Here is a 26,998-nt window from a genome sequence, read left to right on the forward strand (position 1 = left end):
CCGGCTGGACCGGCGCCACACGCGCACCGGCGGCACGAGGTTGCCGGGCGTGCCGCCGCCGCCGATGTGTGCACAACGGCGGGCCGGGCGCGCGACACGCCGCCGCGCGGCATCCGGGACCGGCGTGTCGGCGGAGCGCCCCGCCGTTGTGCGCGCGAGCAGCATCAGAACAGCCCCTTCGGCGCCGGGGCGAGGGCCAGCACGCCGGGCTTCGCGACGATCGTGAGCTGCATGACCTCGGCGGGGGTCAGCTCGGGCAGGCGCTGCACGAGCGCGAGGAAACGCTCGATCTCCTCGGGCAGCAGCACGGGCTCGGCGAGCACGCGGAACTTGCGGATGTAATCCTCGCGCGCGAACGGCCGGGCGCCGAGGGGGTGGGCGTCGGCGACGGCGATCTCGTCCTCGACGACGGTGCCGTCGGCGAGGGTGATGACCACCCGACCGCCGAAGGCCTTCTCGTTCGGATCCTCGGAGTGGTAGCGGCGCGTCCATTCGGCATCCTCCGCCGTCGTCACCTTGTGCCAGAGTGCGACGGTGTCGGAGCGTCCCGCGCGCTCGGGAGCGTAGGAGTCGACGTGGTGCCACGCGCCGTCCTGCAGGGCGACCGCGAAGATGTACGGGATCGAGTGGTCGAGCGTCTCGCGCGAGGCGGTCGGGTCGTACTTCTGCGGGTCGTTCGCCCCCGACCCGATCACGTAGTGCGTGTGGTGGCTCGTGTGCAGGACGATGGATGCCACGTTGGCGGGGTCGCGCAGGTCGGGGCGCTCGGTGCCGAGGCGGCGGGCGAGGTCGATCCACGCCTGCGCCTGGTACTCGGCCGAGTGCTCCTTCGTGTACGAATCGAGGATGCCGCGCTTGCTCTCGCCCTCGCCGGGAAGCGGCACGTCGTAGGAGGCGTCGGGGCCGTCGAGCATCCAGGCGATCACGCCGTCCTCGCCCTCGTAGATCGGCGAGGGGCTCGTCTCGCCGCGCATCGCGCGGTCGACGGCCTCGATGGCCATCTTCCCGGCGAAGGCGGGGGCGTGGGCCTTCCACGTCGAGATCTCGCCCTTGCGCGACTGACGCGTGGCGGTGGTGACGTGAAGCGCCTGGCCGATCGCCTGGTAGATCGTCTCCTGGTCGAGGTCGAGCAGGGTGCCGATGCCGGCGGCCGCGGCCGGGCCGAGGTGGGCGACGTGGTCGATCTTGTGCTTGTGCAGCGAGATCGCGCGCACGAGGTCGATCTGGATCTCGTACGCCGTCGCGAGCGCGCGCACGAGGGCGGCGCCGTCGCGTCCGGTGTGCTGGGCGACCGCGAGCACGGGCGGGATGTTGTCGCCGGGGTGCGAGTAGTCGGCCGCGAGGAAGGTGTCGTGGTAGTCGAGCTCGCGCACGGCGACGCCGTTGGCCCAGGCCGCCCATTCGGGGCTCGAGCGGCGCTCGAGCGCGCACCCGAACACGGTGGCTCCGGATCCGCCGATCGACACGGCGTGGTCGAGCGCCTGCTGGCGCGCGGCGCTCACCGGCTGACGGGTGAGGGATGCCGCGGCGACCGCGGCGTTGTCGATGAGGCGGTTGACGATCATGTCGACCACGTCGTCGTCGACGGCGACCGGGTCGACCGCGACGCGCGCGAGCGCCCAGGCGAGCTGCCCCTCGCGGGCGAGGTTCTCGTCGCTGCGGTGCACGCGCACGTGATGGGTGATCGTCATGAGGGGTCCTCCGTGAGGGCTTCGAGGATGGTCGTGAAGGCGTTGTGCAGGTGCACGTGGGTGGCGTGGGCGGCGAGTTCGGGGTCGCCGCTGCCGATCGCTCGCGCGATCAGTTCATGCTCTCGCGCCGAGGCCGAGAGCCGTAGGGGGTTGTCGCGCGCCATGCGTCGCACCCGCACGAGGTGCGTGCGGACGCTGCGCAGGGCCGCCGAGAGGTAGGAGTTGTCGACCGCTGCGTCGATCGCGGCATCGAAGCGGGCGATGAGTGCGTAGTAGTCGTCGGCATCCGCGGTGTCGACACGCTCGAACTCCGCGGCCAGCGCGAGAAACACCCGTCGGTCGCCGCGCTGCGCGGCCAGGCGGGCGGCCTCCGTCTCGAGCGCGCGACGAAGGTCGAACAGGGCGCGGATGTCGTCGGCGTCGATGCCGGCGACGACGGTGACCCGCGGCGAGGCCTGGATGACGAGTCCGTCGGAGGCCAGCCGCCGCAGGGCCTCGCGCAGCGGCGTGCGGCTGACACCGAGGCGCGTGGACTGCTCCACCTCGCCCAGCACCGTTCCGGGCGCCAGGGCGCCGGTCTGGATCTCGTCGAGGAGGGTCGCGTACGCGCGTTCGCTCGCCCGCATGTCGCACCTCCCTCACGTCGCCTCTCATTGTATGCAGTCGCGCGTGAAAATGGCTCACGTTGTGCACGCTGGGCCACTTGCGTATACACAGAGCGGCAGAAATCACCCCTCGCGCGGACAGCAACCCCCTGCCACACTGGGCGCATGCTCGTGACCACCATGAACGATGTCCCCGGCCGTCAGATCGTCGACGTCTACGGCGAAGTGACCGGCCTGACCGTGCGCGCCCGCAACATCGGCGTGCAGTTCGGCGCCGGTCTCAAGTCCCTCTTCGGCGGCGAGCTGCAGGGCCTCACTCAGCAACTTCAGGAGAGTCGCGACGAAGCCAAGCAGCGTCTGATCGAGGCCGCTCAGGCGGTGGGGGCGGATGCCGTCGTCGCGATGCGATTCGACACGAGCGAGGTGGCGCAGAACTTCCAGGAGGTCGTCGCCTACGGCACCGCGGTCAAGCTGGGCTGAGCCCGCACCCTCACCGCGCGACTCGCCACGATCTGTTGCTTCGAGAGGCCCGGCGGCGACGATTTTCGGCGACTCGCGCGATCAGCCCCGCCCCCACGACTCCAGCGTCGCCGGGATGGATGCCAGCGTCCCCAGCGCCGCATCGCGATCGGCGCGCGCGAGGGTGAGGCCGGCCACCACGAGCGAGGCGCAGACCGCGGCGAGCGCGTCGACGGCCTCCGGGGTCAGGTCGGGGCGCCGGTCGGCGACGGCCGCGCGGATCGCCGCGCGCATCTCGGCCGCGTAGTCGGAGACGAGCGTGCGCACCTCGGCATCGTCGCTCGCGAGCGGAGACGACCCCGCGTTCAGCAGCAGGCACCCGAGGCGGGCGCGCGGGGCGTCGGCCGCGATGGCAGCGCGCATGTCGTCGACGTACGCCTCGAGGGCACCGGGGTCGCCACCGCCCAGGGGGCGCAGCCGTGTGCGCACGACGTCGTCGAGGTAGGCGGCGAGCACGGCGTCGAACAGGCCCCGTTTGCTGCCGAAGGCGTTGTACAGGCTCGAGCGCGTGAGGCCCGTCGCCTCCTCGAGCTCGACGATGCCCGCCTCGGCGTATCCGCGGCGCCAGAAGACGTCGCGCGCGGCGTCGACGACGACGGAGCGATCGAAGCGCGGCATCCTGCCCATGATCTTCCTCTCCTGGTCGTGGTGGCGCCCGGACCCTTCGACAGGCTCAGGGTCCTCCGTGACAGGCGGCTGAGCCTGTCGAAGCCACCGGACCCCGCCTCAGACCGGAGGTGGCTGAGCCTGTCGAAGCCGCCGGACCCCTCGACGGACACGGGGCCTTTCCGGTTGCATCCTCGGGCTCGAGGTCTATATTAGACCGGTCGTTACAAAATAACCACAGGAGGCATTCCATGCGCGCAGTCATCCACCACGAGTTCGGCGAGCCCGCCGACGTCCTCGGCGTCGAAGAGGTCGAGACCCCGACCCCCGGGCCCGGCGAGGTGCGTCTGCGCGTGCTGCTGTCGCCCATCCACAACCACGACCTGTGGACCATCCGCGGCACCTACGGCTTCAAGCCCGACCTGCCCGCGCGGGCCGGCACCGAAGCGGTCGGCATCGTCGAGGAGCTCGGCGAGGGCGTCGAGGGCCTCACCGTCGGCCAGCGCGTGGCCACCGGCGGAACCTTCGGCGTCTGGGCCGAACAGGTCGTCGCCAAGGCCGCGGGCCTCATCCCCGTCGCCGACGGCCTGAGCGACGAGGTCGCCTCGCAGCTCGTGTCGATGCCCTTCAGCGCCATCAGCCTTCTGCACTCCCTCGACCTGCAGCCGGGCGACTGGATCGTGCAGAACACCGCCAACGGCGCCGTCGGCCGCATGGTCGCGCAGATCGCCAAGGCCCGCGGCATCCACGTGATCGGCCTCGTGCGCCGCCGGAGCGCCGTCGCCGAACTCGCCGAGCAGGGCATCGACAACGTCGTCTCGACCGACGCCGAAGGCTGGCGCGACGCCGCTCTCGCCCTCGCCGACGGCGCACGCATCGTCGCCGGCGTCGACTCGGTCGGAGGCTCGGCGAGCAACGACGTGCTGTCGCTGCTGAGCGAGAACGGCACGCTCGTGATCTTCGGCTCGATGGGCGCGGGCAAGCTCGAGCTCTCGGCCGGCGACATCATCTTCCGCCAGGCCACCGTCAAGGGCTTCTGGGGCAGCGTCGTCAGCAAGACGATGGATGCCGAGACCCGCGGCGCCCTGTTCGGCGAACTGTCGCACTACCTTGCCGACGGCACCCTGACCCTCCCCGTCGCGGCGACCTTCGCCCTCGAGGACGCCCGCGACGCCGCGCGCGCGAGCGACTCGCCCCGCGTCGGCAAGGTGCTGCTGCGCCCGTGATCCGACGCGTCCCGCCGGTGAGCCGAACGCGGCCACGCGGGCGATAAGGCGCTGCGTAGGTGTGCGCGGCCGCCGTGCACCCCCTCGCGACCGTCCAAGACACCCGGACGAACTTCCGGAACGTCCGGGTGTCTTGGACACTCGAACGGATAAGCAGGCACGGAAGGAAGCGGGTACAGCGGCGGGCGCGGATCGCGAAGCGCGGGGCGTCAGGCGCTGGCGAGCTCCTGCAGCGCCCTCTCGAGCGAGTCGATCACGGGACGCTGGCCCTTCACGAGCGCCTCGCGCGCGGCATCCAGGTCCATCCACTTCGCGCGGTCGACCTCGGGGAACGACGCCGTGCGCCCCGAGCGGGGCGGCCACTCCATCTCGAAGGTGCCGAATGTGAAGGCGGATGCCGTGAACCCGGCGCCGTCGCCGCAGAAGACGAGGATCTTCTTGCCGCTGCTGTACGCGAAGGTGCCGAGCTCGGCCCACTCCGTCTCGGGCGGCTCGACGCCGAGCTCCTCGCGGAACTCGCGGTGAGCGGCATCCAGGGCGTCCTCGGTCTCGGGGGCGTACTCGCCCTTCGGGATTGACCACGCTCCGGCGTCCTTCTTCGCCCAGAACGGCCCGCCCATGTGCGCGATGAGCACCTGCGGCGAAGGCTCCAGCCGGTACAGCAGGAGCCCGGCGCTGCGGACGACCATCAGGCCACCGTGGCCGGTACCCGGTTCGCCTCGTCGGCGATGATGTCGGCGCGCTTGCGGAAGGTGCGCGCCGAGACCCGGTCGAGGGCGATCTGACCGCGCATCTTCTCGGCCTTCTCGTACAGCGAGGGGCCGCCGAAGCTCGTCAGCACCTTCACGATCACCGGGAGCAACTCGATCATGAAGAACAGCGCCGCGATGAGATAGTGCGCCCAGCGCAGCACCGGTTCGCGATCAGACAGGCGCTCGAGGGCCGTGATCTGGCTGAGCAGACCCACCGCTCCCGCATTGCCTTCGGCCACCGACGACGCGCGGGCGTTGTAGGCGGCGAGGGCCGCCTCGTACTGCTGTCGCGCGGCGGGGAGCTGGTCTTCGGCCTGCTGCTTGTTCTGGTCGGCGGAGGATGCCGCGGCCTCGGCGCCGGCGGTGTTGGCGGCGGCGAGGGTGGACTGCGCCTGCTGCAACTGCGTCGACAGCGCGTCGTAGGCCGACTGCGCCTGGGCGAGCTGCGCCTGCGCCGCGTCGCTGCTGGCCCCGTCGCCGGCCACTCCGGTGCAGCCGGGCACGGTGCCGGCACCCTGGCCGGTCAGCTCGCACTGGTACACCGCGCGCGCCTGGTCGATCACGGTCTGCTGGGCGGCGAGCTGCTGCGTCAGCTGATCGACGGTCTGCTGGGCGGCGGCGGATTCGGCCGAGGTCGAGGAGGTGCCCGTGACGATGCCGGTCGCGGCCTGGTTCTCGAGCGCGGAGACCTGGGCGGACGCGGCGTCGAGGGCCTGCTTCTCGGGGCCGCTGGTCACGGCATCCTGATCGGTCAGCGCCTGGGTGACGTTGGTCGCGTTCACCTCGCGGGCGATGTCGTTCTGGAACACCTGCAGCACGAGCGGCTCGGCCACGACGATCCCGATGAGCGCCGCCATGATCACGCGCGGGAAGGCGAGACCGAGCAGACGGAAGACGTTCTTGGTCGAGCGCATCGTCGAGGTGAGGAAGCGGTCGAGGTTGAAGATGATGAGGCCCCACACGATCGCGAGGGGGATCGCGAGCAGGATGCTGACGCGCACACCGGTGAGCAGGGCGAACATCATCGACAGCGCCGAGACGAGCGCGGTCCCCCCGAGAACGAGGAACATCTGCACGAAGCGCGGAACCTCTTCGGGCACCTCGTCGAGCACGTCGTTGTCGGCGCCGCCGAGCACGGCCATGCGCCGGATCAGCGAGAGCTTGGGGCGGCGCGGGTCGGAGCGGCGCAGGCGCGGGGGCCGCGGCTCGGCGGTCACCGGGATGGATGCCACGGCGGGGGCCGCGAGCACCTGCTCCGGGGCGTCGTGCGCCTCGGCGTGGGCATCGGCATCCGTGCGGTTCTCGCGGTCGATCACGACGGTGTCGTGCTCGTCGGCGAGGGGGGCGTCGTCGACGGGGGCGTCGTCGTTGGGAGAGGTGGCGTCGCGGTCGATCGGGAGGGTCTCGTCGTCGAAGAAGGGGTCGCGCGGCTCGTCGTCGGCGGGCGGCGCACCCCACGGCTCGGAGGTGTGGTCGTGCGCGTCGGAGTCGGGGTTCGCCGCGTTCTGCGCGGCGAGGATGTCGTCGAGATACTGCTCGCGTTCCTCGTCCGTCGTGAACTCGATGCGGCCATCGGAGCCGAAACGGCCCGGCCGGTGAGCGGAAAAGGACATTCCGAGAGAGTACGACGCCGACCCTGCTCTCTCCTGTGCGGGGCCTGAGGCTTCGCTCGGGCCCCGCACAGGAGGGGATTACACCAGGCGCTGCTTCGGCGACACCTCGTAGGTGTTCTCGGGGTCGGAGAACACCGCGTCGCCCAGGGCCTCGTCGATGGCCGCGAGGGCATCGGCATCCAGGGTCACGCCCGACGCCTTGACGGTGTCCTGCAGCTGCTCCGGACGCGACGCGCCGACCAGGGCCGCGGCGATGTTGGGGTTCTGCAGCACCCACGCGATCGCGAGCTGGGGCATCGTGAGCCCGGCCCCGTCGGCGATGGGCTTCAGACGCTGGACGGCCTCGAGGGTGTCGTCGTTCAAGAACCTCTTGATGAAGTTCGCGCCGCTCTTCTCGTCCGTCGCGCGCGAGCCCTCGGGCACGGGCTGACCGGGCAGGTACTTGCCGCTCAGCACGCCCTGGGCCATGGGCGACCAGACGATCTGCGAGATGCCGAGCTCCTCGCTCGTGGGCACGACCTTGCCCTCGATGACGCGCCACAGCATCGAGTACTGCGGCTGGTTGGAGATGAGCTGGATGCCCAGCTGCTTCGCGAGCGCATGACCCTCGCGCAGCTGCTCCGCGGTCCACTCCGAGACGCCGATGTACAGCGCCTTGCCCTGGCGGACCACGTCGGCGAAGGCCTGGAAGGTCTCTTCGAGCGGCGTCTCGTAGTCGAAGCGGTGGGCCTGATAGAGATCGACGTAGTCGGTGCCGAGGCGCTTGAGCGAACCGTTGATCGAGTCCATGATGTGCTTGCGGCTCAGGCCGGTGTCGTTGGGGCCCCCGGGCCCGGTGGGGAAATAGACCTTGGTGAAGATCTCGAGCGACTCGCGCCGCTGCCCCTCGAGGGCCGTGCCGAGCACGGTCTCCGCGGCGGTGTTGGCGTAGGTGTCGGCGGTGTCGAACGTCGTGATCCCCGCGTCGAGGGCCGCGTGCACGGTCTTGATCGCGGCGTCGTCACCGACCTGCGAACCGTGGGTCACCCAGTTGCCCAGGGTGATCTCCGAGATCTTGAATCCACTGTTACCGAGATAGCGATAAGCGACCATGCATCCACGCTAGACCGGGCCTGCGACATCGGGGCCGCGGCATCCGCCCCCTCCCCCGATGAACGCCACCCGTGACGAGAAACGTGGAGGGAAGGCGTTTCTCCACACGGAGAGCGTTTATCGATCCGGGGGGGTGCCCGCGAGGCGGCCTCACGCGTCCTTGCGGATCCACCGGAACGTCACCCGCACGACGGCGAGACCCACCACCAGCCACAACCCCGTCACGAGCAGGATGAGCGGGTGGTCCCACGAGCCCGACGGTTCGGCGGCGGCGAAGCCCTCGGGCAGGAACACCGAGCGGAACCCCTGCGCGAGCCACTTGAGCGGGAAGACGCTCGCGACGTTCTGCAGCCACTCCGGCAGGGCGGCGAAGTTGATGTAGACGCCCGAGATGAACTGCAGCAGCAGCACGATCGGGATGACGACGCCCGTGGCGCTGCGGCCGGTGCGCGGCAGCGCAGACAGGCCGATGCCGAGGATCGCGCAGGTCGTCACGCCCAGCAGGAACACCCACGCGAACGTCAACCAGCGCTCGGGATCGGTCGGCAGCGGCACCCCGAAGAACACCGCCGCGACCACGATCAGCAGCACCGACTGCAGAAAGCCCGTCACCAGCACCTGGCCGAGCTTGCCGATGAAGTACGACACCGGGCTCAGCGGCGTTCCGCCGAGGCGCTTGAGGGTGCCGTCGCTGCGCTCCATCGCGATGTCGATCGACATGTTCTGCAGACCCGAGAGCAGCACGCCGGCGGCGAGCATCGCGGGGAGGTAGAACTGCGCGGCATCCACCTCATCGCCCGGAGGACCGAAGGTCTGCGCGTCGAACGCGACGGCGAAGATGAGCAGGATCATCACGGGGAACAGGAACGTGAAGAACACCGAGTCGCCCTGGCGGAAGTACGAGCGCACCTCGAACGCGATGCGCGAGGCGCCCAGACGCAGGACGCGGCTCATGCCGTGCCCCCGGCCGCGGTCGTGCGGCGCGCCTCGTCGCCGAGGAACGACAGGTAGACGTCTTCGAGGCTCGGGCGCACGATCTCGAGCCGCTCGGGCTCGCCTCCGCGCGCGACGAGCTCTGCCACCACCGCCCCGGGGTCGTGGGTGCGCTCCTCGCGCACCTCGTCGCCCTCGCGCCACCGCACGATCGGCACGCGCGCCCCGGGACCGCCGAGGTCGTCGATCCGGCCGACGGATGCCACCTCCCCGGCGACGATGATCGCCGCGCGTTCCGCGAGCTCGGCGGCCTCGTCGAGGTAGTGGGTGGTCAGCAGGATCGAGGTGCCCTCGCTCTGCAGACGGCGGATGAGGTCCCAGAACTGCCGCCGCACCTCAGGGTCGAAGCCCGTCGTCGGCTCGTCGAGGAACAGCAGCTCGGGGCGACCGATGATGCCGAGTGCCACGTCGACGCGACGACGCTGCCCGCCCGACAGCTTCCGCACACTCACCTTGGCCTTCTCGGTCAGCCCCACCGACGCGATGACCTCGTCGACGTCGCGGGGCCGCGGGTAGAACGAGGCGAAGTGGGCGAGCAGCTCCCGCACGGTGGCGGTGGGCGCCTCGCCGGTGTTCTGCAGCACGATGCCGAGCCGCGCCTTCCAGTCGAGTCCACCGCGGTGCGGATCGACGCCGAGCACGCGCACCTCGCCGCTCGTGCGGTCGCGGTAGCCCTCGAGGATCTCGATGACGGTGCTCTTGCCGGCGCCGTTCGGCCCGAGCACCGCGAACGTCTCTCCGCGGCGGATGTCGAAGGAGACCCCGCGCAGCGCCTCGACGCCGCCGCGGTAGGTCTTGCGCAGGTTCTCGACCTCGACGACGTTCTCGCTCATGCGCCCAGTCTGGCGGTCGCAGCGCCCCGGACGCCCCGCCGCACCCCGTCGGCATGGCGGGGAAACACCGCAGAGCAGGCTGGGAGAAGCCTGATTCCTCCAAACCATCCCCCCTTCCCGCCCCGGATGACCATTCGTGCGGGGAGATTCGCCCCCGGTCGCCGCACGTCCCCTTACCGCCCTCGAACCGTCCACGTGGACGCTGGAGGTTGACTTTTGTCGTTCCCGCACGCCGCCCTGATCGCCGCCGCACCCGATCCCACTCCCGAGCCGCTCCTCACGCCCGTCGCGCCCGCCCCCGGCCAGGGATCGACGGGCACCACCGACATCCCCCTCCCCGCCCAGCCCGGAACCAGCGTGACGGGGGGATTCCTGCCCGACTGGTCGGTCGGCGAATGGCTCGGCTACAGCGGGATCATCGTCCTCGCGCTCGCCCTGACGATCGTCGCGACGACGACGCTGTGGTGGATGCTGCACGCGTGGCGTTCCGCCGACGACCTGCGCGCCACCCAGTTCAGCTCGACGCCGCTCCCCGCGCGGCACCGGTTCACCCTGCTGGTGCCCGGTCGCCACGAGGAGGAGGTCATGGGTCAGACGCTCGACCGTCTGGCGCAGCAGGACCACCCCGACTTCGAGATCATCGCGATCGTCGGCCACGACGACCCCGGTACGGAGCTGGTCGTGCGACAGGCGGCCGCGCGGCATCCGGAGCTCATCAGAGTCGTCGTCGACGACAGCGTGCCCAAGAACAAGCCCAAGGCGCTCAACCGCGCCCTGCAGGTCGCCACCGGCGACGTCGTGGGCGTGTTCGACGCCGAAGACGAGGTGCACCCGGGGCTCCTCACCGTCGTCGACTCGAAGTTCCAGGAGACCGGCGCCGACGTCGTGCAGGGCGGCGTGCAGTTGATGAACTTCGAGACGAGCTGGTGGTCGCTGCGCAACGTGCTCGAGTACTACTTCTGGTTCCGCTCCCGGCTGCACTTCCACGCGCGCTCGAAATTCATCCCGCTCGGCGGCAACACCGTGTTCGTCACCCGTGAGCGACTCGAGTGGTCGCGCGGGTGGGACGACCAGTGCCTGGCCGAGGATTGCGAGCTCGGCGTGCGCCTGTCCAGCGACGGCGCGAAGGTCGTCGTCGCCTACAACCCCGAGTACGTCACTCGAGAAGAGACCCCGCCGACGCTGAAGTCGCTGTACAAGCAGCGCACGCGGTGGAACCAGGGCTTCCTGCAGGTGCTCGGCAAGGGCGAGTGGAAGGCGCTGCCGACGCTGCGGCAGCGCATGTACGCCCGGTACCTGCTGAACATGCCGTTCCTGCAGGCGGCGACCGGCCTGCTCATCCCCATCTCGCTCGCGTTCATCCTGCTGGTGAAGGTGCCCACACCGGTGGCCCTCATCACCTTCCTGCCGTTGGTGCCCACCGTGATCACCCTGGTGGCGGAGGCCGCCGGACTCACCGAGTTCGGTCGCGTGTACGGCAAGAAGGTTCGTGTGCGCGACTACGTGCGCCTGGTCCTCGGACTCGTGCCCTACCAGGTGTTCCTCGCCGCGGCCGCCGTGCGTTCCGTGGTCCGCCAACTGCGCGGCGACGGCAGCTGGGAGAAGACCGAGCACACCGGCGCCCACCGCGAAGGCGCCGCCACCCCTGAAACCGACGAGCGCGTGCTCGTCGCCGCCGCGACGGAGGCGACCCGATGACCTCGACACTCGACCGCTCCCCGGCGGCGCCCCCGCGCGACGACCGGACCGCCTCGGACACGCGCCGACGGGCCTCGGCCTGGCGGGCGCGTCTCGGCGACGCCCTCTGGCTGCTGCCGCCCCTGCTTCTCGGACTCCTCGTCAACGCCGCGAACCTCGGCGGCTCGCCCCAGCGCATCGACGACGAGGGGACCTACGCCGCGCAGGCGTGGAGCATCGGCAACCTCGGCGAACTCACGCACTACACCTATTGGTACGACCACCCCCCGCTCGGCTGGATCCAGATCGCGGCGTGGGCCGGCCTCACCGACGCGTGGGATCGCTACGACGTGGCCGTCATCGCCGCTCGCGAGGCGATGCTCGTCGCCAGCGCGGTCGCCGCGGTGCTGCTGTGGTTCCTGGTGCGTCGCATCGGCTTCGCACGCCTCACGGCATCCCTGTCGGTCGCCCTCTTCCTGCTGTCGCCGCTCGCGGTGCAGTTCCACCGCCAGGTGTACCTCGACAACATCGCCACCGCGTGGCTGCTCGCCGCCCTTCTGCTGGCCCTGAGCCGGCGCGCCCAGCTCGCCGGCTACATCGGCGCGGCCTCCGCGTTCGGCGTCGCCGTGCTGACCAAGGAGACCTACCTCCTCGCTCTCCCCCTCGTCGCCTGGTTCATGTGGCGTGGGGCGGACCGCACGACCCGGCGGTACACCGTGTCGGTCGCCGCCGCCGTCCTGGGGCTGATCGGCTTGACCTACGTCGCCCTCGCCGCGGTCAAGGGCGAGGTCATGCCCGCGGCCGGTCGCGTGAGCCTCTGGGACGGCCTGGCGTTCCAGCTCGCGTCGCGCGAGGGGAGCGGCTCGCTGTTCGATCCCGACAGCCTCATGTCGCGCACCGTGGGGCTGTGGTGGCAGTTGGATGCCGTGCTCATCGTGACGGCTCTCGCCGCCGCGGTCGCCGGCCTGTTCGTACGTCGTCTGCGTCCGTGGGCCATCGCTCTGCTGGCGCTGACGGCGTTCATGTTCCGCGGCGGGTACCTCCCCGTCCCGTACGTGATCATGCTGCTGCCGTTCGCCGCGATCGTCGTGGCCGGGATGGGACAGGTCGCGGTCGAAGCGCTGCGCGGGCACGGCGTCCTCCGACGCCTCGGAGGTGTCGCCGTGGCATCCGGCCTGGTCGTCGCCGTCATCGCCGCGGGTCCCCTGTGGGCCGCGCAGTTGCGCGGCTTCCTGCTCGCCGATCTCGACCGGCCGCTGCGGGACGCGGAGTCCTGGATGACGCAGAACGCCCCCGCCGATTCGCGCATGCTCGTCGACGACGCGATGTGGGTCGACCTCGTGCGCGCGGGCTTCGAGCGGGAGAACGTCGTCTGGTACTACAAGGCCGACACCGACTCCGACGTGCAGGAGCTCGCCCCCGACGGGTGGCGCGACTACGACTACGTCATCACGACCGACTCGATGCGCACCTTCCCCACCGAGTTCCCGACCGTGCGTCAGGCGATCGAGAACAGCGCGGTCGTCGCCTCGTTCGGCGACGGAGCCCAGAAGGTCGAGGTGCGTCTGGTCGACACCGACCAGGCCGCTCTGGCACAGGCGGCCGACGACGGCCTGTACGCCGCGCGATCGGTCGCCGGCCAGCAGGTGCTGAAGAACCCCGACGTCGGCGTCCCCGCCGAGGAGCAGGATCTGCTGACCTCGGGTGTCGTCGACGGACGCATCCTGCTGACCCTCGGCCAGCTCTCGGCCTCGGGGCGCATCGATGTGGCCGACATCACGCAGCTCGAGGGCGACCCCTCCGGCGTGCACCGGCAGCTCATCGTCAGCTCCTACGCCGGACAGGACGCCCGGGCGGATGCCGCCGGAGCCGACGCCCTGCTGAGCTTCTACGAATCGCTGACCGGGCCCCTGCGCCCTGTGTCGGTCGAACGCGGTGACGCGGGCGTCGTCATCACCTTCTCGCCGGACGAGCCCGTCGACCTGCTCCCGCGCCCCGCCGAGTGATCCCCTCCTCCCCCCACGAAAGGACCGTCATGTTCCGCTTCGCCTCCACGACCTCCCCCCGCCGCCGCGTCACGCGGATCGCCGCGGGAGCGACCGCCGCCCTCGTCGCCTGCGGCCTCGCCGCGACGGTGGCCCCCGCCGCCCACGCGGCCGACGCCGCACCGGGTGGATGGGCCCGTGTGGCCCACCTCTCGCCCGACACGAAATCCGTCGACGTCCAGTTGACCGCCCTCGCCGGCGGCGCCGTCGTGTACGAACTCGACGACGTCGCCTACGGCGCGGTGAGTCCCTACATCCCCCTCGCCGACGGCACGTACGTCGTGTCGATGGTGCCCTCGGATGCGGCCGACGGCACGCAGCCGGTCGTGCAGCAGTCGATCGACATCGCCGAGGGCGAGCCGCTCACCGTGGCCGCGTACGGCCGCAATGCCGATCTCACGACCACCGTCTTCGAGGACGACCTCTCCGCCCCCGCGGAGGGCGAGGCGCGCGTCCGCGTGGTGCAGGCCTCTACGGTGGAGTCGAGCGTCGACGTCGACACCACCGAGGGACGCGTCATCGCCCGCGACGTGCCGGCCGGCTCCGCGACCGACTACGCCGCGGTCCCCGCGGGCTCGTGGGACCTCTCGCTGACCGGTGCCGACGAGGTCGCCACCTCGGCCGTCGACCTGCCCGCGGGGTCCGTCTCGACGGTGTTCGTGCTCGACGACGCGAAGGGGTCGCTGACGGCCCAGGCGATCACCGACTCCGCGACGCTCGCCGACATGCCGGTGGGCGGCATCCACACCGGCGGTGGCGGCACGGCCGCCGCCTCGGTCACGCCGCTGGGCACGGCGACGGGCGCGGCGGCGGGCGTCGCCGGCGTGCTCGGTCTCGTCGCGCTGGCCGGCATCCTGATCCGTCGTCGGGCGCGGGCGGGCGCGTGAGCCTCGCGCGCCGCGCCCTCGCCGGGGCCGCACTGTCGGCCGCCGTCGTCATGACGGTGGCCGCGTGCAGCGCGTCGGTCGACCCTGACACCTCGACGCAGGAGCAGTCCACGGTCGCGTCGGCGACGGCGTTCCTCGACGCCTACGTGGAGGACGGGCGGGTCGTGCGCACCGACCAGGGTGGCGACACCGTGAGCGAAGGCCAGGCGTACGGCATGCTCCTGGCCGTGGCCGCCGACGATCCGTCGCGGTTCGACAGCATCTGGGACTGGACCACCGCGAATCTCCAGCGAGACGACCTCCTCCTCTCGTGGCAGTGGAAGGACGGCGGCGTCGTCGACGAGCAACCCGCATCGGACGCCGATCTGGATGCCGCACGGGCGCTCGTGCTGGCCGGAGACGCCTTCGACCGCGACGACCTCCGCGAGCAGGGTGTGGCGCTGGGCACGGCGGTGCTCGACGAGATGACGGCCGAGACCTCGCTCGGGCGCATCCTCCTACCGGGCCCGTGGGCCACGGCATCCCCCCACGCCTACAACCCGTCGTACGCGTCACCGGCCGCGTACGACGTGCTCGAGCGGGCGTCGGGTGATCCCCGGTGGGCGGAGGTCGCCGAGGGCAGTCGCGCCGCGACCGCCGCGCTGCTGGACGCCAACGCGCTCCCCACCGACTGGGCCACCATCGGCGCGGACGGCTCGGTGGCGATCGCCGGATCCGCCGGAGGCGGGGGCGAACCGGGATACGGCTACGACGCGGCGCGCACGGCGATCCGCTTCGCCGAATCGTGCGACCCCGACGACCGGGCTCTGGCCGCACGCATCTCCTCCGCGCTGCCGAAGGACGAGGTGCTCGCCGCGGAGCTGGATTCCGGGGCGGGACCGCGCACCACCGACCAGCACCCCGTCGCGTACGCCGCCCGTGCCGCGGCGTCGGCGGCGGACGGACGATCGGATGACGCCCGCGCCGACCTCCGACGCATGGCCGAGACCGCGGCATCCACTCCCACCTACTACGGGTCGGCGTGGAATGCCCTGACCGCGGCCATGTTGTCGGGCGACGTGCTGGGCGGTTGCCCGGCTCTCGCCGACGGCGCCGACGGCGCGGCGGCGCAGGGGACGACCGCACCGGGCATCGGTGCCGCGGCGGGGTTCCAGGACCCCGTCGCTCCGGCGTCGGCGAACACGGCGCCACCGGTGCACATCTCCATCCCGGCCATCGGGGTCGACACCGACCTCGTCGGCCTCGACCGGGGAGCGGACGGGTGGATCCAGGCGCCCGAGGATTACGACGCCGTCGGCTGGTACGAGAAGGGCGTGCTACCGGGCGAGGTGGGCCCGGCGGTGATCGCGGGCCATGTCGACTCCCCGACCGGCCCGGCGGTGTTCATCGACCTCCCCCGGCTCGCCCCGGGGGACACCGTGGCGATCGAGCGCGCCGACGGCTCGACGGCGGACTTCGTCGTCACGGGGCTGCAGACGGTGGAGAAGGACAGCTTCCCGACCGAGTCGATCTACGCTCCCACTCCGACGCCGCAGTTGCGGCTCGTCACGTGCGCCGGGGCATGGGACCCGGCCAGCGGCCACTACGTCGACAACCTGGTGGTCACGGCGGTCGCGCGCTGACGACCGTGCGCCGACGCGCGCGGGATCAGCCGACCGGCGTCGCCTCGGCGGCCGCCTCGTCTTCTTCCGTCGCGACGAGCTGACCGCACGCCCCGTCGATCTCCTTGCCGCGGGTGTCGCGGAGGGTCGTGGGGATGCCGGCGTCGTTGAGACGGCGCACGAACTCGTTCTGCACGGGCACCTCGGATGCCGTCCAGATCGAGCCCGGGGTCGGGTTCAGCGGGATGGGGTTCACGTGCACCCAGCCGCGACCGCGGGCGTTGAGCTTGTCGGCGAGCAGATCGGCACGCCAGGCGTGGTCGTTCATGTCCTTGATCAGGGCGTATTCGATCGACACGCGGCGCCCGGTCTTGTCGAAGTAGGAGCGGGCGGCATCCAGTGCCTCGTCGACCTTCCACTTCGAGTTCACCGGGATGAGCTCGTCGCGCAGTCCGTCGTCGGGCGCGTGCAGCGAGAGGGCGAAGGTCACCGGGATGTCCTCGTCGGCGAGCTTCTTGATCGCCGGCACCAGGCCGACCGTCGACACGGTGATGCCGCGCGCGCTCATTCCGAGGCCGTGGTCCTTGTCGACCATGACGCGCACGGCCTGCATGACGCGCGCGTAGTTGGCCAGCGGCTCGCCCATGCCCATGAAGACGATGTTCGACACGCGATCCAGCGAGTGGTCGGAGCTCTTCTTGCCGCCGAGGCCACCGGCGGCGATGAGGGCGTTGGCGCGCACGATCTGCTCGATGATCTCGGCCGCCGACATGTTGCGGGTCAGGCCCGCCTGACCGGTGGCGCAGAACGGGCAGTTCATGCCGCAGCCGGCCTGACTCGACACGCACAGCGTAATGCGGCCGGGGTAGCGCATGAGCACCGACTCGACCAGCGCACCGTCGTGCAGCTTCCAGAGGAACTTGATCGTGTCGCCGCGATCCGTCTCGAGCCGGCGCACCTCGGTGAGAAGCGGGGGTAGCATCCCCGCGACGAGTTCCTCGCGACCGGATGCCGGCAGATCGGTCATCGCGGCCGGGTCGGAGGTGTAGTGCGTGAAGTAGTGCTTCTCGAGCTGCTTCGCGCGGAAGCCGGGAAGGCCGAGCTCCTTGAGCTTGGCGATGCGCTCGTCGTGGGTGAGGTCGGCGAGGTGCACGGGGGGCTTGCCGCGCTTGGGGCTCGCGAACTGCAGCAGCGGACGACCGGTCTCGTCTTTCGCCTGCTGCCAGCCCTCGGTCTTCGGGCGCACCTGGCGGACGCCGGCGTCTTTCGGCTTCGTCTCGCGGACGGCGGTGTCGGCCGGCGCCCCCGCGGGGCGCGCCTGCCGGGGCGTGGTGGTGCGCACGGGGGGCTGATCGGTCATGGTTTCCAGGGTACCGGCGCGCGGCTGCGACGCGGCTGGGCGCGTCGGCCCGTGCGGATGCCGGACCGGCCGCTCGGATGATGCTGCGGACCTTTCGCGCAGACGCGGAGAGAGGAGCGCGAGGGACCGATCGGAGCCGGGGGGAGACGCCGGACCGATCCCTCGCGCCGTCGGAGTCAGGGTGCGTCGAGATCCTGCTCGAGCAGTGCCTGAAGTTCGTCGGCGATACGGTCGGCCTCCGGGCCGTCCACCTCCAGCGACACCTCGTCGCCCGTCTTCACCCCCAGCTGCAGCAGCGCGAGGATGCTACGGGCGTCGACGGACGTGTCGCCCGCGGCGAGGGTGACCGCGTGCTTCGACGCGGTCGCCGCCTTGGCGAGGGTGGCGGCGGGACGGGAGTGCAGGCCGGAGGAGGAGCCGAAGACGGCGGTGCGCTGTGCCATGGGGAGACCTTTCGGGGTTCAGCTCGATTGAGCGCGAGCGATGTGGAGGGCGAGGTAGCCGACCTCCTCGTCGGAGATCGCGACCCGGTGCTCGCGGAGCACGAACGCGCGGATGCGCTCGGCCGTGGCGACCGCGCGGGGGTGCTTGGCCGTCATGGTCGCGAACAGCAGGTCGTCGTCCTGCGCCGCGAGCCGGTCGGAGAACAGGCGCTCGGCGAAGAACTGCAGGTGCGTGAGGAATCGGCGGGTGTGCAGGTCGTCGGCATCCAGGGCCACTCCCCCGGAGTGCGTGACGATGGTGCTGATGTCGGAGATGAGTCCGACCACCCGCATCGAGTCGACGGCGGGCCTCCCCACCTCGGAGTTGACGAGATGGAAGGCGATGTTCGCCGCCTCCTCGTCGGGGAGCGCCGCCCCCGTGCGCTCGCGCAGCAGCGCGAGGGCGCGCAGCCCCACCTCGTGCTCCGTCGGGTAGACCGTGCGCACCTCCCACGCGAGGCGATTCGTCACCCGCAGCCCCCGACGCAACCGTTCCACCGCGAAGTGCAGGTGATCGGTGAGCGTCAGGTAGATGTGCGGATCGAGCTGGATGCCGCTGCCCTCGGCATCCATCACGATCGCCCTCGTCAGCTCGACGAACTCCGCCGGGATCTGCGCGAGCAGCTCCACGAGGTTGCGCTGGTCGGCGTCGTCGAGCGCGACGAACACCCGGTCGGTGTCCTCGGGCGCGACGGTGGCGCCCGGCTTGGCACCGAAACCGATGCCCTTGCCGAGCAGGACGCGCTCCACGCCGCGCTCGTCCTCGACGAGCACGACGCTGGAGTTCAGCACCTTCTTGATGATCTGCATGGGTGTCTCCGTCGACCCCGGGGGATGCGCCGAGGCGGCGATCACGCCAGGTCGGCCCCGTTCGAGGCGATGACCTTCCGGTACCAGAAGAACGAGTCCTTGCGACGTCGCTCACCGGTGCCGTTGCCGAGGTCGTCCTGGTCGACGTGGATGAAACCGTACCTCTTCGAGATCTGCGACGACGAAGCGCTGATGATGTCGATCGGCGCCCAGCTCGCGTACCCGCGCAGGTCGACACCCTCGTCCACGGCGCGGATCATCTCCGCGAAGTGCGACCGGAAGTAGTCGATGCGGTACGGGTCGTGGATCCGGCCCTCGTCGGTGAGCTCGTCGCGCATGCCGAGACCGTTCTCGACGATGAACAGCGGTTTGCCGTACCGGTCGTAGAGGTCGATGAGGGAGATGCGCAGGCCCACGGGGTCGATCTGCCAGCCCCACTCGCTCGACGCCAGGAACGGGTTCTTGACCCCCAGCACCGTGTTGCCCGGGGTGCGCTCGGCATCCGGTCTCACCGACTCGGTGAGGGTCATGTAATAGGAGAACGAGATGTAGTCGACGGGGTGGTCGCGCAGCAGCTCGACATCGCCATCCTCGAACGGGATGACGACGCCCCTCGCCTCCAGGGCGTTCAGCGCCAACCGGGGGTAGGCGCCGCCGGCCTGCACGTCGGTGCAGAGGTACAGCATCCGCTCCTTGGCCTGGGTGGCCGCGACGTCGTCGGGGTGACAGGTGTTCGGGTACGTGGTGAGCATAGTGAGCATGCACCCCATCTCCGAGGCGGGCCACAGCTCGTGCAGCATCTTCGTCACCGACGCCGAGGCCACGAACTGGTGGTGCAGCGCCGTGTAGCAGGCCTGCTCCAGCGAGCCCTCGACGGTCTCATCGATGATGCCGCCCGACGTGAAGGGGTGACGGATGATCCCGTCGATCTCGTTGAAGGACAGCCACAGGTCGACGAGGTGGCCGAACCGCTCGAAGCAGGTGCGCGAGAACCGCTCGAACAGGGCAATGGTCCCCCGGTCGACCCACGCGTTGTTCTTCAACGCGAGGGCCAGCGGCGGGTCGTAGTGCGACAGCGTCACCAGCGGACGGATGCCGAGGCGACGCATCTCCGTGAAGAGGTCGAGGTAGAAGGCCACCCCCTCCTCGTTGGGTTCGAGCTCCTCGCCGGTGGGATAGAGGCGCGACCAGGCGATCGAGACGCGCAGCACCGTGAAGCCCATTTCGGCGAACAGCGCGAGGTCCTCGCGGTAACGGTGGTAGAAGTCGATGCCGCGACGCTTCGGGTAGAGCGAGATGTCGTCGTCGGCCATGGCCGCGGCGATGCTCTCGAGCGTGTGCCGGTGATGCACCGCGTATTCACGCGGGTCGACGTTCGGACGGTATTTCGCCACGTCCGAGACGGCGGGGCCGCGGCCCCCTTCGTTCCAGGCACCCTCGGCCTGGTTGGCGGCGAGGGCGCCGCCCCAGAGGAATCCGTCAGGCAATCCCATTCGCGGTCTCCTTCGCGTCGGTGGCCAGCAGGGCGTCGCCGGCGGCGATGCGTCCCGTGGCGAGGGGTGCGACGTCGTACGCGTCGCCGTTGAGCACGACGACGGGCGTCGTGATGTCGAGACCCGCCGCTTCGATCGCGGCGAGGTCGGCGGTCAGCACGCGCTGGCCCGCCTCGACCCGGTCGCCCTGGGTCACGTGCGCGGCGAACGGGGCACCCTCAAGGCGGACGGTGTCCAGGCCCACGTGCACGAGCACCTCGAGACCGTCGTCGCCCAGGATGCCGAGGGCGTGACGCGAGGGGAGGAGGCTCGACACGATGCCGCTGATGGGGGCGCGCACTTCGCCGTCCGTGGGACGAATGGCAACACCGGGCCCGAGGATGCGGCCCGAGAACACCGGGTCGTCGACCGCGTCGAGGGAGATGACCTCACCGGTCATCGGAGCCAGGACCCCACCGGCGGCGGTCTCGACCGGAGCCGCCGCACCCGACTGCTGATCGAGCAGACGCACGGTCGCGGAGTCGGAATCCTTCCAGATCACGAGCGAGACGACGAAGGAGACGACCATGGCGACAAGCGCGCCGATGACGGCGTGCAGCAGATTCCACGGATTCGCCATGTCGATGAACATCGAGATGGATGCCGCTCCGGGGCTGACGAGCGCGAAGGCCGAGATCGCCGCGATGCCGAGGTAGGCGCCGCCGACGAACGAGCCGATGACCACCGACACGATCGCGCGACGGTTCTGCAGGGTCACGCCGTACAGCGCCGGCTCGGTGATGCCGAAGAAGGCCGAGATGCCCGACGAGATCGCGGTCCCACGGAGGGTCTTGTTCTTGGTGCGCACGGCGATGGCGAGGCTCGAGCCCGCCTCGGCGAGGTTGTGGGCGAGCGAGGCGACGAGGTAGAAGCTCTCCCGACCGGCGGATGCCATGGTGGCCACCGTGGGCGGGATGAAGGCCTTGTGCATGCCGACCGAGACGATGAACGGCAGTGCGGCGGCCATCAGGGCGACGGCGATCCAGCCGAGGGTGCCATACAGCCACAGCATCGCTCCGGTCAGCAGGGTGCCGAGGAAGAAGCCGAGCGGACCGAGGAGAAAGATCGTCGCGGGCGCCACGACGACGAAGCAGATCAGCGGCACGAGGAAGGTGCTGATCACGCTGGGGCTGATGCGACGGGCGAAGCGCTCGACGACGGCGAGCAGCAGCACGGCGAGGATCGGGGGGAAGACCTGCGCGTTGTAGGCGATCGCGGGCACGGTCAGACCGAACAGGGCGATGCCGCCCTCCTGCGTCAGCAGACCCGCGAAGGTCGGGAACACCAGCAGGCCGACGATGCCGAGCGCGAGCGGGATGTTCACGTCGAGCTTCTTCGCGGCGGTGTAGGTCACCAGCAGCGGCAGGAAGAAGAAGACCGCGTCGGGGATCGCGGTGAGAACCTGGTAGGTCTGGTCGGTCGTCTGCAGCCAGCCGAGCGCGACGGCGAGGATGAGGAACGACTTGAAGATTCCGGCGCCGGCGACGGCGGGGATGATCGGGGTGAAGACGCCGACGACGAAGTCCATGAACACCGACCCGGCGCGCTTCACCGTCAGCTTGGGCTTCGCGACGTCGACGCGCACCTCGGCACGGGTGCCGCTCCCGGTGCGGATCTTCTCGATCTCGCGGAAGTAGTCGTTGACGCCCGAGCCCACGATCACCTGGGTCTGCGCTCCCAGTACCACGCCGATGACACCGGGCGTGGCCTTGAGGGCGGCCTCATCGGCCTGCGAGTCGTCGGCGAGCGTGAAGCGGAGGCGGGTCGAGCAGTGGTGGAGCGAGGCCACGTTGGCCGCTCCGCCGACGTGCTCGAGGATCGCGCGGGCGCTGTCCTGGGTGGTCATCGAAATCCTTCCTCGGTTCGAAGGACACGTGCCGCGACGTCGACTCCGACGCCGCCCGGGCAACAAAAAAGGACCCGAAGGCGGCGCTCTCGCGCTGCGTTCGGATCCTGCCTGCATGACCAGTCACATGTCCACCGCAGACTGTACACGACGATCGTCGGATGCCGAACCGCCCGGCGCTCCGCCCCCGGGGAACGCGATACGGTGACGAGGGCGGCGTCCCCCGCGGCGGCGCGCCCCACGACGCATCTCTTCCCCCGACCGGGTCGCCCCGGGTCCCCGTGGCCCGCGCCGATCCTCCTCTGGAGTGCACATGACCCGCATCGCCTTCCTCGACGTCGACGGCACGATCCTCGAGCACGGATCGGTGATCGCCGACTCGACCGGGCCGGCGATCCGCCGCGCGCGCGAGAACGGGCACCTCGTGTGGCTCTCGACCGGGCGGTCCGCCGGCGACATCCACCCCGATGTGCTCGCGATCGGCTTCGACGGGGCGATCACCAACGGCGGCGCCTACGCCATGCGCGGCGACGAGCTGGTCGTGGAACGCCCGATGCCGCGAGAAGACGTCGAGGAGCTCGAGCGCTACTTCGAGGCCCACGGCATCCACTACTTCCTCCAGACCCACGGCGGGGTGTATGCCAGCGACGGCATGGGGCCGGTGATGACCGAGTACCGGCGCGAGCGCCACGCGCAGCGCGCGGCCGAGCTCGAAGCCCAGGGGCTGCCGCCCGAGCAGCCGCTGTGGCGCGAACCGCGACCGGTGTCGGAGGTCGATCGCGACGCGGTCGCGAAGGCCGTGTTCGTCAGCCCCTCGACCGACACCGTCGCGCATGCCGCCGCGGCCCTGGGCGACGGGTTCCACGTCATCCCGGGATCGATCCCGCTGCCCGGCGGGTCGAACGGCGAGATCGGTCAGGCCGGGGTCACCAAGGGCTCCGCGATCACCGAGGTCCTGTCCGTGCTGGGGCTGTCGGCGGCGGATGCCATCGGCATCGGCGACAGCTGGAACGACGTCGAGATGTTCGAGGTCGTCGGGACGCCGGTCGCGATGGGCAATGCCGTCCCCGAGCTGCAGCGCCTCGCCGGGCGCGTGACGACCGCCGTCCTCGACGACGGCGTGCACAACGCCTTCGCGGAGCTGGGCTTGATCTGAGCCCCTGCCCCGGCGCCCGGCGCCCGGCGCTGATAAACGCTGCTCCTGCCGAGACACGCGGCTGCATGGCGTGTTTCGACAGAGTCGGCGTTTATCGAGGCACGAGGGGCGTCACCGCCGGCCACAACCCGGCAACCCTGTCCCGGCACCCCTACTCAGGCACCCCGGTGCCGGCGCGAGGCGCGCGTCACGGCCGCGCGGCTCCCGCGTCGGTCCAGGAAAATGTCCGGGTACATCGCGGCATCCGGGGTTCCGGGCACCGCGGCGTAGCCGGAGAAGTCCGTCACACCCGCGGCTTCCAGCACGTCTTCGACGATGAGCGTCCGGCCCGTGAGCTCGCGCGAGGGCGACGTCAGCACCTCGTAGGCCGCATCCGCGTAGATCTCGGGCGTGCGCGAGACCGCCATGAGCCGGTCGCCGCCGATGACGTTCTGCACCGCGGCGGTCGCGATCGTCGTGCGCGGCCACAGCGTGTTGGCCGCGATCCCGTCGCTCGCGAACTCCGACGCCAGCCCCAGCGTGGCCATCGTCATGCCGAACTTCGCGAGGCTGTACCCCGTGTGCGCGCCGAGCCACTTCGGCGTGACGTTCAACGGCGGCGAGAGCGAGAGGATGTGCGGGTTCTCGGCATCCCTCAGCTGCGGAAGGGCGGCGCGCGAGAGAAGGAACGTCCCGCGCACGTTGACGTCCTGCATGAGGTCGTACTTCTTCGTCGCGAGCTCGAGCGAGCCCGAGAGGTCGATGACGCTGGCGTTGTTGACCACGATGTCGATGCCGCCGAACTCGCCCACGGTCCGAAGGACAGCCTCGGTGATCGACGCCTCGTCGCGCACGTCGCCGACGATCGGCAGCGCGCGACCTCCCGCCTCGCGGATCGCCTCGGCGGCGGTGTGCACCGTGCCCTCGAGCTTCGGGTGCGGGGTGTCGGTCTTGGCGAGCATCGCGATGTTCGCCCCGTCACGGGCCGCCCGCAGGGCGATCGCGAGGCCGATCCCGCGGCTCCCGCCCGACATCAGGATGGTCTTGCCGGAGAGTGGGCCCGCGCCCCCCGAGGCTCCGGGCGCCGCGCCGGCGGCGGCTGGAGGGGTGGTGGGGATCATGAGCGTCCTTTCGCGGAGGCGGCGGCGAAGGCGGCGACGCGCGCCCGCGCCTCGGGGGTGTCGAAGGCCGCGCCGATGGTGGCGGCCTCGTCGGCGAGGTTCTCGGCGAACGTGCGCCCTGCCCCGACCCGAACGAGACGCGTGGCCTGGCCGAACGCCGCGGACGCGCCGTCGAGCCAGAACCGGGCGATCTCGTCGACCCGCGCCGCCAGGTCGGTGGATGCCACGACCTCGGCGACGAGGCCCCACTCGAGGGCCTCCGCGGCATCCAGCATCCGATCCTGCAGCAGCAGCTGGAGCGCACGACGTTGGCCGATGGCCGCGGGCAGCAGCGTGGAGACGCCGAGGTCGGGGGTCAGGCCGATGTTGGCGTAGCGGCTGACGAAGCGCGCGTTCTCGCTCGCCACGACGTAGTCGGCCGTGAGCATGAGGCCGAGCCCGCCTCCCGCGACCGCCCCCTGGACGGCGGCGACCATCGGCAGCGGCGCCTCGGCGAAGGTCCGGATGCCGTCGTGGATCGCCTCGGCGGTCGCGGTCACGTCCGCGCCGGAGGATCCGCTCGTCGACATCGCGACCACGTCGCCCCCGGCGCAGAACGCGGGGCCGTTGGCATCCAGGATCACCGCCGCGACCGAGGAGTCGGCGGTGACCTCGTGCGCGACCTCGCGCCAGCGGCGGGCCATGGGGAAGTCCATCGCGTTGAGCGACGCGGGCCGGTCGAAGGTGACGCGGGCGAGCCCGCCCTCGACGTGGAGCAGGATGCCGTCGGTCATTTCGGTGCCATCCGGATCGCGCCGTCGAGACGGATCGTCTCGCCGTTCAGGTAGCCGTTGTCGACGATCGCGAGCACGAGACGCGCGTACTCGTCGGGGGCGCCGAGGCGCGAGGGGTAGGGCACCTGCTGGCCGAGCGAATCCTGCGCGGCCTGGGGCAGGCCCTTCAGCATGGGCGTCTCCATGATCCCCGGGGCGATGGTGCACACCCGGATGCCGTGACGCGCGAGCTCTCGCGCGATCGGCAGCGTCATCGCGTGCACGCCGCCCTTGCTCGCGGAGTAGGCCGGCTGCCCGATCTGCCCGTCGAAGGCCGCGACGCTCGCGGTGTTGACGATGACGCCGCGGTCGCCGCCGTCGGTCGGATCGGTCGTGGCCATGACCGCGGACGTCTGGGCGATGACGTTGTACGTGCCGATGAGGTTGACGCGGATGACGCGCTCGAAGTCGGCGAGCGACGACGGAGACCCGTCGCGGTCGAGCACCTTGGCGGGAGGCGCGATGCCAGCGCAGTTCACGACCACCCGCAGGGGGCCGGCGGCGGCGGCGCGGGCGGCTGCCGCGGCGATCTGTTCCGCGTCGGTGACGTCGGCGGGGGTGAACGCGCCGCCCAGTTCGTCGGCGATCTGCGCGCCCGGCGACGTCGGCAGATCGACGATGGTGACGTGAGCGCCGGCCGCCGCGAGGCGTCGCGCGGTGGCCAGCCCCAGGCCCGAGGCACCGCCGGTGACGAGGGCGGAGGCTCCTTCGATGTCCATGCGTTCTCCTTCGAAAGCTGAAACCCGGTCCCACCCTAGCCGAGACTCAGGACCGTCTGAGGTCCCACCACCGCCGGGGACGGACGGGACCGGTCTGCGTGCGGATCGCCGCCGTGGAGGCGCCGTCGACGAGGAGGATCACGTCTTCCGCCGCCCAGCCGTAATCGCTGCGCAGACACTCCTCCACCGCCAGCAGCGGATCCGGGATGCTCAGCTCGGAACCGCGCGGCACCTCGACGGCGCGGGGATCGAGGTCGCGAGCCGCCTGCCGGAGTTGCGCCACGAGCTCGTGCACGCGATCCGCGCCGTAGGCGGCGACGGCCAGTTCCCAATCGCCGACGACGACGACGGCCCCGTTCGGACAGGCCGCCTCGTCGACCCGCGCGTGTCGACCGAAACGCAGGCGGATGACGGCGACCCCGCACAGGAGGACCGCGACCGCGCCGAGAACCGTCGCGGGCGCGTACGAGAACCCCACGAGATACAGCGCGGAGTCCCATCCCGCGACGACTCCGACGACCACGCGCACGACGCAGTAGACCGCGAAGACGGCGTTCGTCAGGGCGATCAGCCGTACCGGCGAGACGGGGTCGATGTCGGCGCGCAACGCCGCGGCGGCGCACGCCCCGCAGGCGAGCGCGAGCGCGAGCGCTTTGACGACGAGCGAGCCCGGCAGCGGGATGGTCGCGGTGACGATCGCCACGACGAGGATCAGGGCCACGATCGCCACCGAGGTGCGACGAGCGCTGCGGCCGTCGAGAACGCTCACCGCGACGAGCAGGAGCGAGGGAGCGAGGACCATCGCCACATCCCCCAGGACGAGGCTCAGGATGCCACCGCCTGCCGTGTAGATGAAGTACATCGCGCTCGATCCGACGGCGCAGATTCCGGCGACGGCGGCGAAGCGCAGGAAGAGCGTGGTCCGACCGGGGGTGCCGATGCGCGGCATCGCGACGAAGAGCACGACCGCCGCAACGGCGGCACTCACCGCCACCAACCCCAGCGCGAGCTCCATGGCACGACACCTCCCCCGTGCTCATT

Annotated in this window: 24 protein-coding genes; 7 read left to right on the plus strand and 17 right to left on the minus strand. The window is 70.9% G+C overall.

What is annotated here, in order from left to right; translation table 11 throughout:
• Positions 1–164 precede the first annotated feature (164 nt).
• Positions 165–1,691 (minus strand): MmgE/PrpD family protein, encoded by a 1,527-nt coding sequence (locus tag RWH44_RS05305; protein WP_316003759.1) that lies wholly within the window; start codon positions 1,689–1,691, stop codon positions 165–167.
• Complete coding sequence (locus RWH44_RS05310; RefSeq protein WP_298876225.1) at positions 1,688–2,317, minus strand: GntR family transcriptional regulator; 630 nt, start codon at positions 2,315–2,317, stop codon at positions 1,688–1,690. Before RWH44_RS05310 ends, RWH44_RS05305 begins: the two co-directional genes overlap by 4 nt.
• Positions 2,318–2,461: 144 nt before the next feature.
• Here RWH44_RS05310 and RWH44_RS05315 point away from each other — a divergent pair, with 144 nt between their 5' ends.
• Positions 2,462–2,776, plus strand: a complete 315-nt coding sequence (locus tag RWH44_RS05315; RefSeq protein ID WP_316003760.1) for a YbjQ family protein — start codon at positions 2,462–2,464, stop codon at positions 2,774–2,776.
• A gap of 81 nt (positions 2,777–2,857) precedes the next feature.
• Here the strand turns inward: RWH44_RS05315 and RWH44_RS05320 are convergent, their stop codons facing one another.
• Positions 2,858–3,433, minus strand: coding sequence for a TetR/AcrR family transcriptional regulator (locus tag RWH44_RS05320; protein ID WP_316003761.1), 576 nt, complete (start codon positions 3,431–3,433; stop codon positions 2,858–2,860).
• 239 nt (positions 3,434–3,672) lie between these two features.
• On the opposite strand from RWH44_RS05320, the gene RWH44_RS05325 reads away from it, so the two are divergent.
• Entirely contained in the window at positions 3,673–4,647 is a 975-nt protein-coding gene (locus RWH44_RS05325; RefSeq protein WP_316003762.1) for a zinc-binding dehydrogenase, read from the plus strand.
• A 209-nt stretch (positions 4,648–4,856) separates the two neighbouring features.
• Here RWH44_RS05325 and RWH44_RS05330 read toward each other — a convergent pair whose 3' ends face one another.
• The 5 genes from RWH44_RS05330 to RWH44_RS05350 all read right to left on the minus strand — a co-directional run bounded on the left by RWH44_RS05330 (position 4,857) and on the right by RWH44_RS05350 (position 9,930).
• The gene (locus tag RWH44_RS05330; protein WP_316003763.1) at positions 4,857–5,336 is read right to left on the minus strand and encodes an NUDIX hydrolase; all 480 of its coding nucleotides are present in this window, start codon (positions 5,334–5,336) and stop codon (positions 4,857–4,859) included.
• A complete protein-coding gene (locus RWH44_RS05335) occupies positions 5,336–7,012 on the minus strand; it encodes a DUF4407 domain-containing protein (RefSeq protein WP_316003764.1) in 1,677 nt (558 codons plus the stop codon). The genes RWH44_RS05330 and RWH44_RS05335 overlap by 1 nt, the downstream gene beginning before the upstream one ends.
• A gap of 78 nt (positions 7,013–7,090) precedes the next feature.
• Complete coding sequence (locus tag RWH44_RS05340) at positions 7,091–8,104, minus strand: aldo/keto reductase family protein (RefSeq protein WP_316003765.1); 1,014 nt, start codon at positions 8,102–8,104, stop codon at positions 7,091–7,093.
• 150 nt (positions 8,105–8,254) lie between these two features.
• The gene (locus tag RWH44_RS05345) at positions 8,255–9,058 is read right to left on the minus strand and encodes an ABC transporter permease (RefSeq protein ID WP_316003766.1); all 804 of its coding nucleotides are present in this window, start codon (positions 9,056–9,058) and stop codon (positions 8,255–8,257) included.
• Positions 9,055–9,930: an ABC transporter ATP-binding protein gene (locus RWH44_RS05350; RefSeq protein ID WP_316003767.1), complete on the minus strand. Its 876-nt coding sequence runs from the start codon at positions 9,928–9,930 to the stop codon at positions 9,055–9,057. The genes RWH44_RS05345 and RWH44_RS05350 overlap by 4 nt, the downstream gene beginning before the upstream one ends.
• Before the next feature lie 216 nt (positions 9,931–10,146).
• On the opposite strand from RWH44_RS05350, the gene RWH44_RS05355 reads away from it, so the two are divergent.
• Genes RWH44_RS05355 through RWH44_RS05370 form a run of 4 tightly spaced genes read left to right on the plus strand, consistent with a single transcriptional unit; the run spans position 10,147 to position 16,161 of the window.
• Positions 10,147–11,628: a glycosyltransferase family 2 protein gene (locus RWH44_RS05355; RefSeq protein WP_316003768.1), complete on the plus strand. Its 1,482-nt coding sequence runs from the start codon at positions 10,147–10,149 to the stop codon at positions 11,626–11,628.
• Positions 11,625–13,613 carry an ArnT family glycosyltransferase gene (locus RWH44_RS05360; protein ID WP_316003769.1) on the plus strand — a complete coding sequence of 663 codons (1,989 nt, stop codon included), beginning with the start codon at positions 11,625–11,627 and terminating at the stop codon, positions 13,611–13,613. The genes RWH44_RS05355 and RWH44_RS05360 overlap by 4 nt, the downstream gene beginning before the upstream one ends.
• Before the next feature lie 29 nt (positions 13,614–13,642).
• Positions 13,643–14,539 carry a DUF4397 domain-containing protein gene (locus RWH44_RS05365; protein WP_316003770.1) on the plus strand — a complete coding sequence of 299 codons (897 nt, stop codon included), beginning with the start codon at positions 13,643–13,645 and terminating at the stop codon, positions 14,537–14,539.
• A complete protein-coding gene (locus tag RWH44_RS05370; RefSeq protein ID WP_316003771.1) occupies positions 14,536–16,161 on the plus strand; it encodes a class F sortase in 1,626 nt (541 codons plus the stop codon). Before RWH44_RS05365 ends, RWH44_RS05370 begins: the two co-directional genes overlap by 4 nt.
• A gap of 25 nt (positions 16,162–16,186) precedes the next feature.
• Here the strand turns inward: RWH44_RS05370 and rlmN are convergent, their stop codons facing one another.
• From rlmN to RWH44_RS05395, 5 genes are all read right to left on the minus strand, one after another.
• Positions 16,187–17,500, minus strand: a complete 1,314-nt coding sequence (gene rlmN, locus RWH44_RS05375) for a dual-specificity RNA methyltransferase RlmN (protein ID WP_298876257.1) — start codon at positions 17,498–17,500, stop codon at positions 16,187–16,189.
• 176 nt (positions 17,501–17,676) lie between these two features.
• The gene (locus RWH44_RS05380) at positions 17,677–17,943 is read right to left on the minus strand and encodes an HPr family phosphocarrier protein (RefSeq protein WP_316003772.1); all 267 of its coding nucleotides are present in this window, start codon (positions 17,941–17,943) and stop codon (positions 17,677–17,679) included.
• An 18-nt stretch (positions 17,944–17,961) separates the two neighbouring features.
• A complete protein-coding gene (locus RWH44_RS05385) occupies positions 17,962–18,792 on the minus strand; it encodes a PRD domain-containing protein (RefSeq protein WP_298876263.1) in 831 nt (276 codons plus the stop codon).
• A 41-nt stretch (positions 18,793–18,833) separates the two neighbouring features.
• The gene (locus RWH44_RS05390; protein WP_316003773.1) at positions 18,834–20,285 is read right to left on the minus strand and encodes a family 1 glycosylhydrolase; all 1,452 of its coding nucleotides are present in this window, start codon (positions 20,283–20,285) and stop codon (positions 18,834–18,836) included.
• Complete coding sequence (locus RWH44_RS05395; RefSeq protein ID WP_316003774.1) at positions 20,272–22,170, minus strand: beta-glucoside-specific PTS transporter subunit IIABC; 1,899 nt, start codon at positions 22,168–22,170, stop codon at positions 20,272–20,274. Before RWH44_RS05395 ends, RWH44_RS05390 begins: the two co-directional genes overlap by 14 nt.
• A gap of 313 nt (positions 22,171–22,483) precedes the next feature.
• Here RWH44_RS05395 and RWH44_RS05400 point away from each other — a divergent pair, with 313 nt between their 5' ends.
• Positions 22,484–23,326, plus strand: a complete 843-nt coding sequence (locus RWH44_RS05400; protein ID WP_298876271.1) for a Cof-type HAD-IIB family hydrolase — start codon at positions 22,484–22,486, stop codon at positions 23,324–23,326.
• 155 nt (positions 23,327–23,481) lie between these two features.
• Here RWH44_RS05400 and RWH44_RS05405 read toward each other — a convergent pair whose 3' ends face one another.
• From RWH44_RS05405 to RWH44_RS05420, 4 genes are read right to left on the minus strand one after another with little or no spacing between them, the layout of a single operon-like run.
• Positions 23,482–24,426 carry an SDR family oxidoreductase gene (locus RWH44_RS05405; protein ID WP_316003775.1) on the minus strand — a complete coding sequence of 315 codons (945 nt, stop codon included), beginning with the start codon at positions 24,424–24,426 and terminating at the stop codon, positions 23,482–23,484.
• Entirely contained in the window at positions 24,423–25,199 is a 777-nt protein-coding gene (locus RWH44_RS05410; protein WP_316003776.1) for an enoyl-CoA hydratase/isomerase family protein, read from the minus strand. The genes RWH44_RS05405 and RWH44_RS05410 overlap by 4 nt, the downstream gene beginning before the upstream one ends.
• Positions 25,196–25,957, minus strand: coding sequence for an SDR family NAD(P)-dependent oxidoreductase (locus RWH44_RS05415; protein WP_316003777.1), 762 nt, complete (start codon positions 25,955–25,957; stop codon positions 25,196–25,198). Before RWH44_RS05415 ends, RWH44_RS05410 begins: the two co-directional genes overlap by 4 nt.
• 46 nt (positions 25,958–26,003) lie before the next feature.
• Positions 26,004–26,972, minus strand: a complete 969-nt coding sequence (locus tag RWH44_RS05420) for a hypothetical protein (RefSeq protein WP_316003778.1) — start codon at positions 26,970–26,972, stop codon at positions 26,004–26,006.
• Between the last annotated feature and the right edge of the window lie 26 nt (positions 26,973–26,998).

Origin of the sequence: Microbacterium phycohabitans, assembly GCF_032464935.1 — a bacterium.
Taxonomy (GTDB): Bacteria; Actinomycetota; Actinomycetes; order Actinomycetales; family Microbacteriaceae; genus Microbacterium; species Microbacterium phycohabitans.

What these genes read in the sequence shown, in the direction of transcription:
- RWH44_RS05400 (WP_298876271.1), top strand. Translation starts at nt 22,484, where the DNA reads ATGACCCGCATCGCCTTCCTCGACGTCGACGGCACGATCCTCGAGCAC.
- RWH44_RS05315 (WP_316003760.1), top strand. Translation starts at nt 2,462, where the DNA reads ATGCTCGTGACCACCATGAACGATGTCCCCGGCCGTCAGATCGTCGAC.
- RWH44_RS05365 (WP_316003770.1), top strand. Translation starts at nt 13,643, where the DNA reads ATGTTCCGCTTCGCCTCCACGACCTCCCCCCGCCGCCGCGTCACGCGG.
- RWH44_RS05335 (WP_316003764.1), bottom strand. Translation starts at nt 7,012, where the DNA reads ATGTCCTTTTCCGCTCACCGGCCGGGCCGTTTCGGCTCCGATGGCCGC.
- RWH44_RS05310 (WP_298876225.1), bottom strand. Translation starts at nt 2,317, where the DNA reads ATGCGGGCGAGCGAACGCGCGTACGCGACCCTCCTCGACGAGATCCAG.
- RWH44_RS05380 (WP_316003772.1), bottom strand. Translation starts at nt 17,943, where the DNA reads ATGGCACAGCGCACCGCCGTCTTCGGCTCCTCCTCCGGCCTGCACTCC.
- RWH44_RS05420 (WP_316003778.1), bottom strand. Translation starts at nt 26,972, where the DNA reads ATGGAGCTCGCGCTGGGGTTGGTGGCGGTGAGTGCCGCCGTTGCGGCG.
- RWH44_RS05360 (WP_316003769.1), top strand. Translation starts at nt 11,625, where the DNA reads ATGACCTCGACACTCGACCGCTCCCCGGCGGCGCCCCCGCGCGACGAC.
- RWH44_RS05305 (WP_316003759.1), bottom strand. Translation starts at nt 1,691, where the DNA reads ATGACGATCACCCATCACGTGCGCGTGCACCGCAGCGACGAGAACCTC.
- RWH44_RS05325 (WP_316003762.1), top strand. Translation starts at nt 3,673, where the DNA reads ATGCGCGCAGTCATCCACCACGAGTTCGGCGAGCCCGCCGACGTCCTC.
- RWH44_RS05320 (WP_316003761.1), bottom strand. Translation starts at nt 3,433, where the DNA reads ATGCCGCGCTTCGATCGCTCCGTCGTCGTCGACGCCGCGCGCGACGTC.
- rlmN (WP_298876257.1), bottom strand. Translation starts at nt 17,500, where the DNA reads ATGACCGATCAGCCCCCCGTGCGCACCACCACGCCCCGGCAGGCGCGC.
- RWH44_RS05350 (WP_316003767.1), bottom strand. Translation starts at nt 9,930, where the DNA reads ATGAGCGAGAACGTCGTCGAGGTCGAGAACCTGCGCAAGACCTACCGC.
- RWH44_RS05405 (WP_316003775.1), bottom strand. Translation starts at nt 24,426, where the DNA reads ATGATCCCCACCACCCCTCCAGCCGCCGCCGGCGCGGCGCCCGGAGCC.
- RWH44_RS05345 (WP_316003766.1), bottom strand. Translation starts at nt 9,058, where the DNA reads ATGAGCCGCGTCCTGCGTCTGGGCGCCTCGCGCATCGCGTTCGAGGTG.
- RWH44_RS05395 (WP_316003774.1), bottom strand. Translation starts at nt 22,170, where the DNA reads ATGACCACCCAGGACAGCGCCCGCGCGATCCTCGAGCACGTCGGCGGA.
- RWH44_RS05330 (WP_316003763.1), bottom strand. Translation starts at nt 5,336, where the DNA reads ATGGTCGTCCGCAGCGCCGGGCTCCTGCTGTACCGGCTGGAGCCTTCG.
- RWH44_RS05415 (WP_316003777.1), bottom strand. Translation starts at nt 25,957, where the DNA reads ATGGACATCGAAGGAGCCTCCGCCCTCGTCACCGGCGGTGCCTCGGGC.
- RWH44_RS05390 (WP_316003773.1), bottom strand. Translation starts at nt 20,285, where the DNA reads ATGGGATTGCCTGACGGATTCCTCTGGGGCGGCGCCCTCGCCGCCAAC.
- RWH44_RS05410 (WP_316003776.1), bottom strand. Translation starts at nt 25,199, where the DNA reads ATGACCGACGGCATCCTGCTCCACGTCGAGGGCGGGCTCGCCCGCGTC.
- RWH44_RS05340 (WP_316003765.1), bottom strand. Translation starts at nt 8,104, where the DNA reads ATGGTCGCTTATCGCTATCTCGGTAACAGTGGATTCAAGATCTCGGAG.
- RWH44_RS05385 (WP_298876263.1), bottom strand. Translation starts at nt 18,792, where the DNA reads ATGCAGATCATCAAGAAGGTGCTGAACTCCAGCGTCGTGCTCGTCGAG.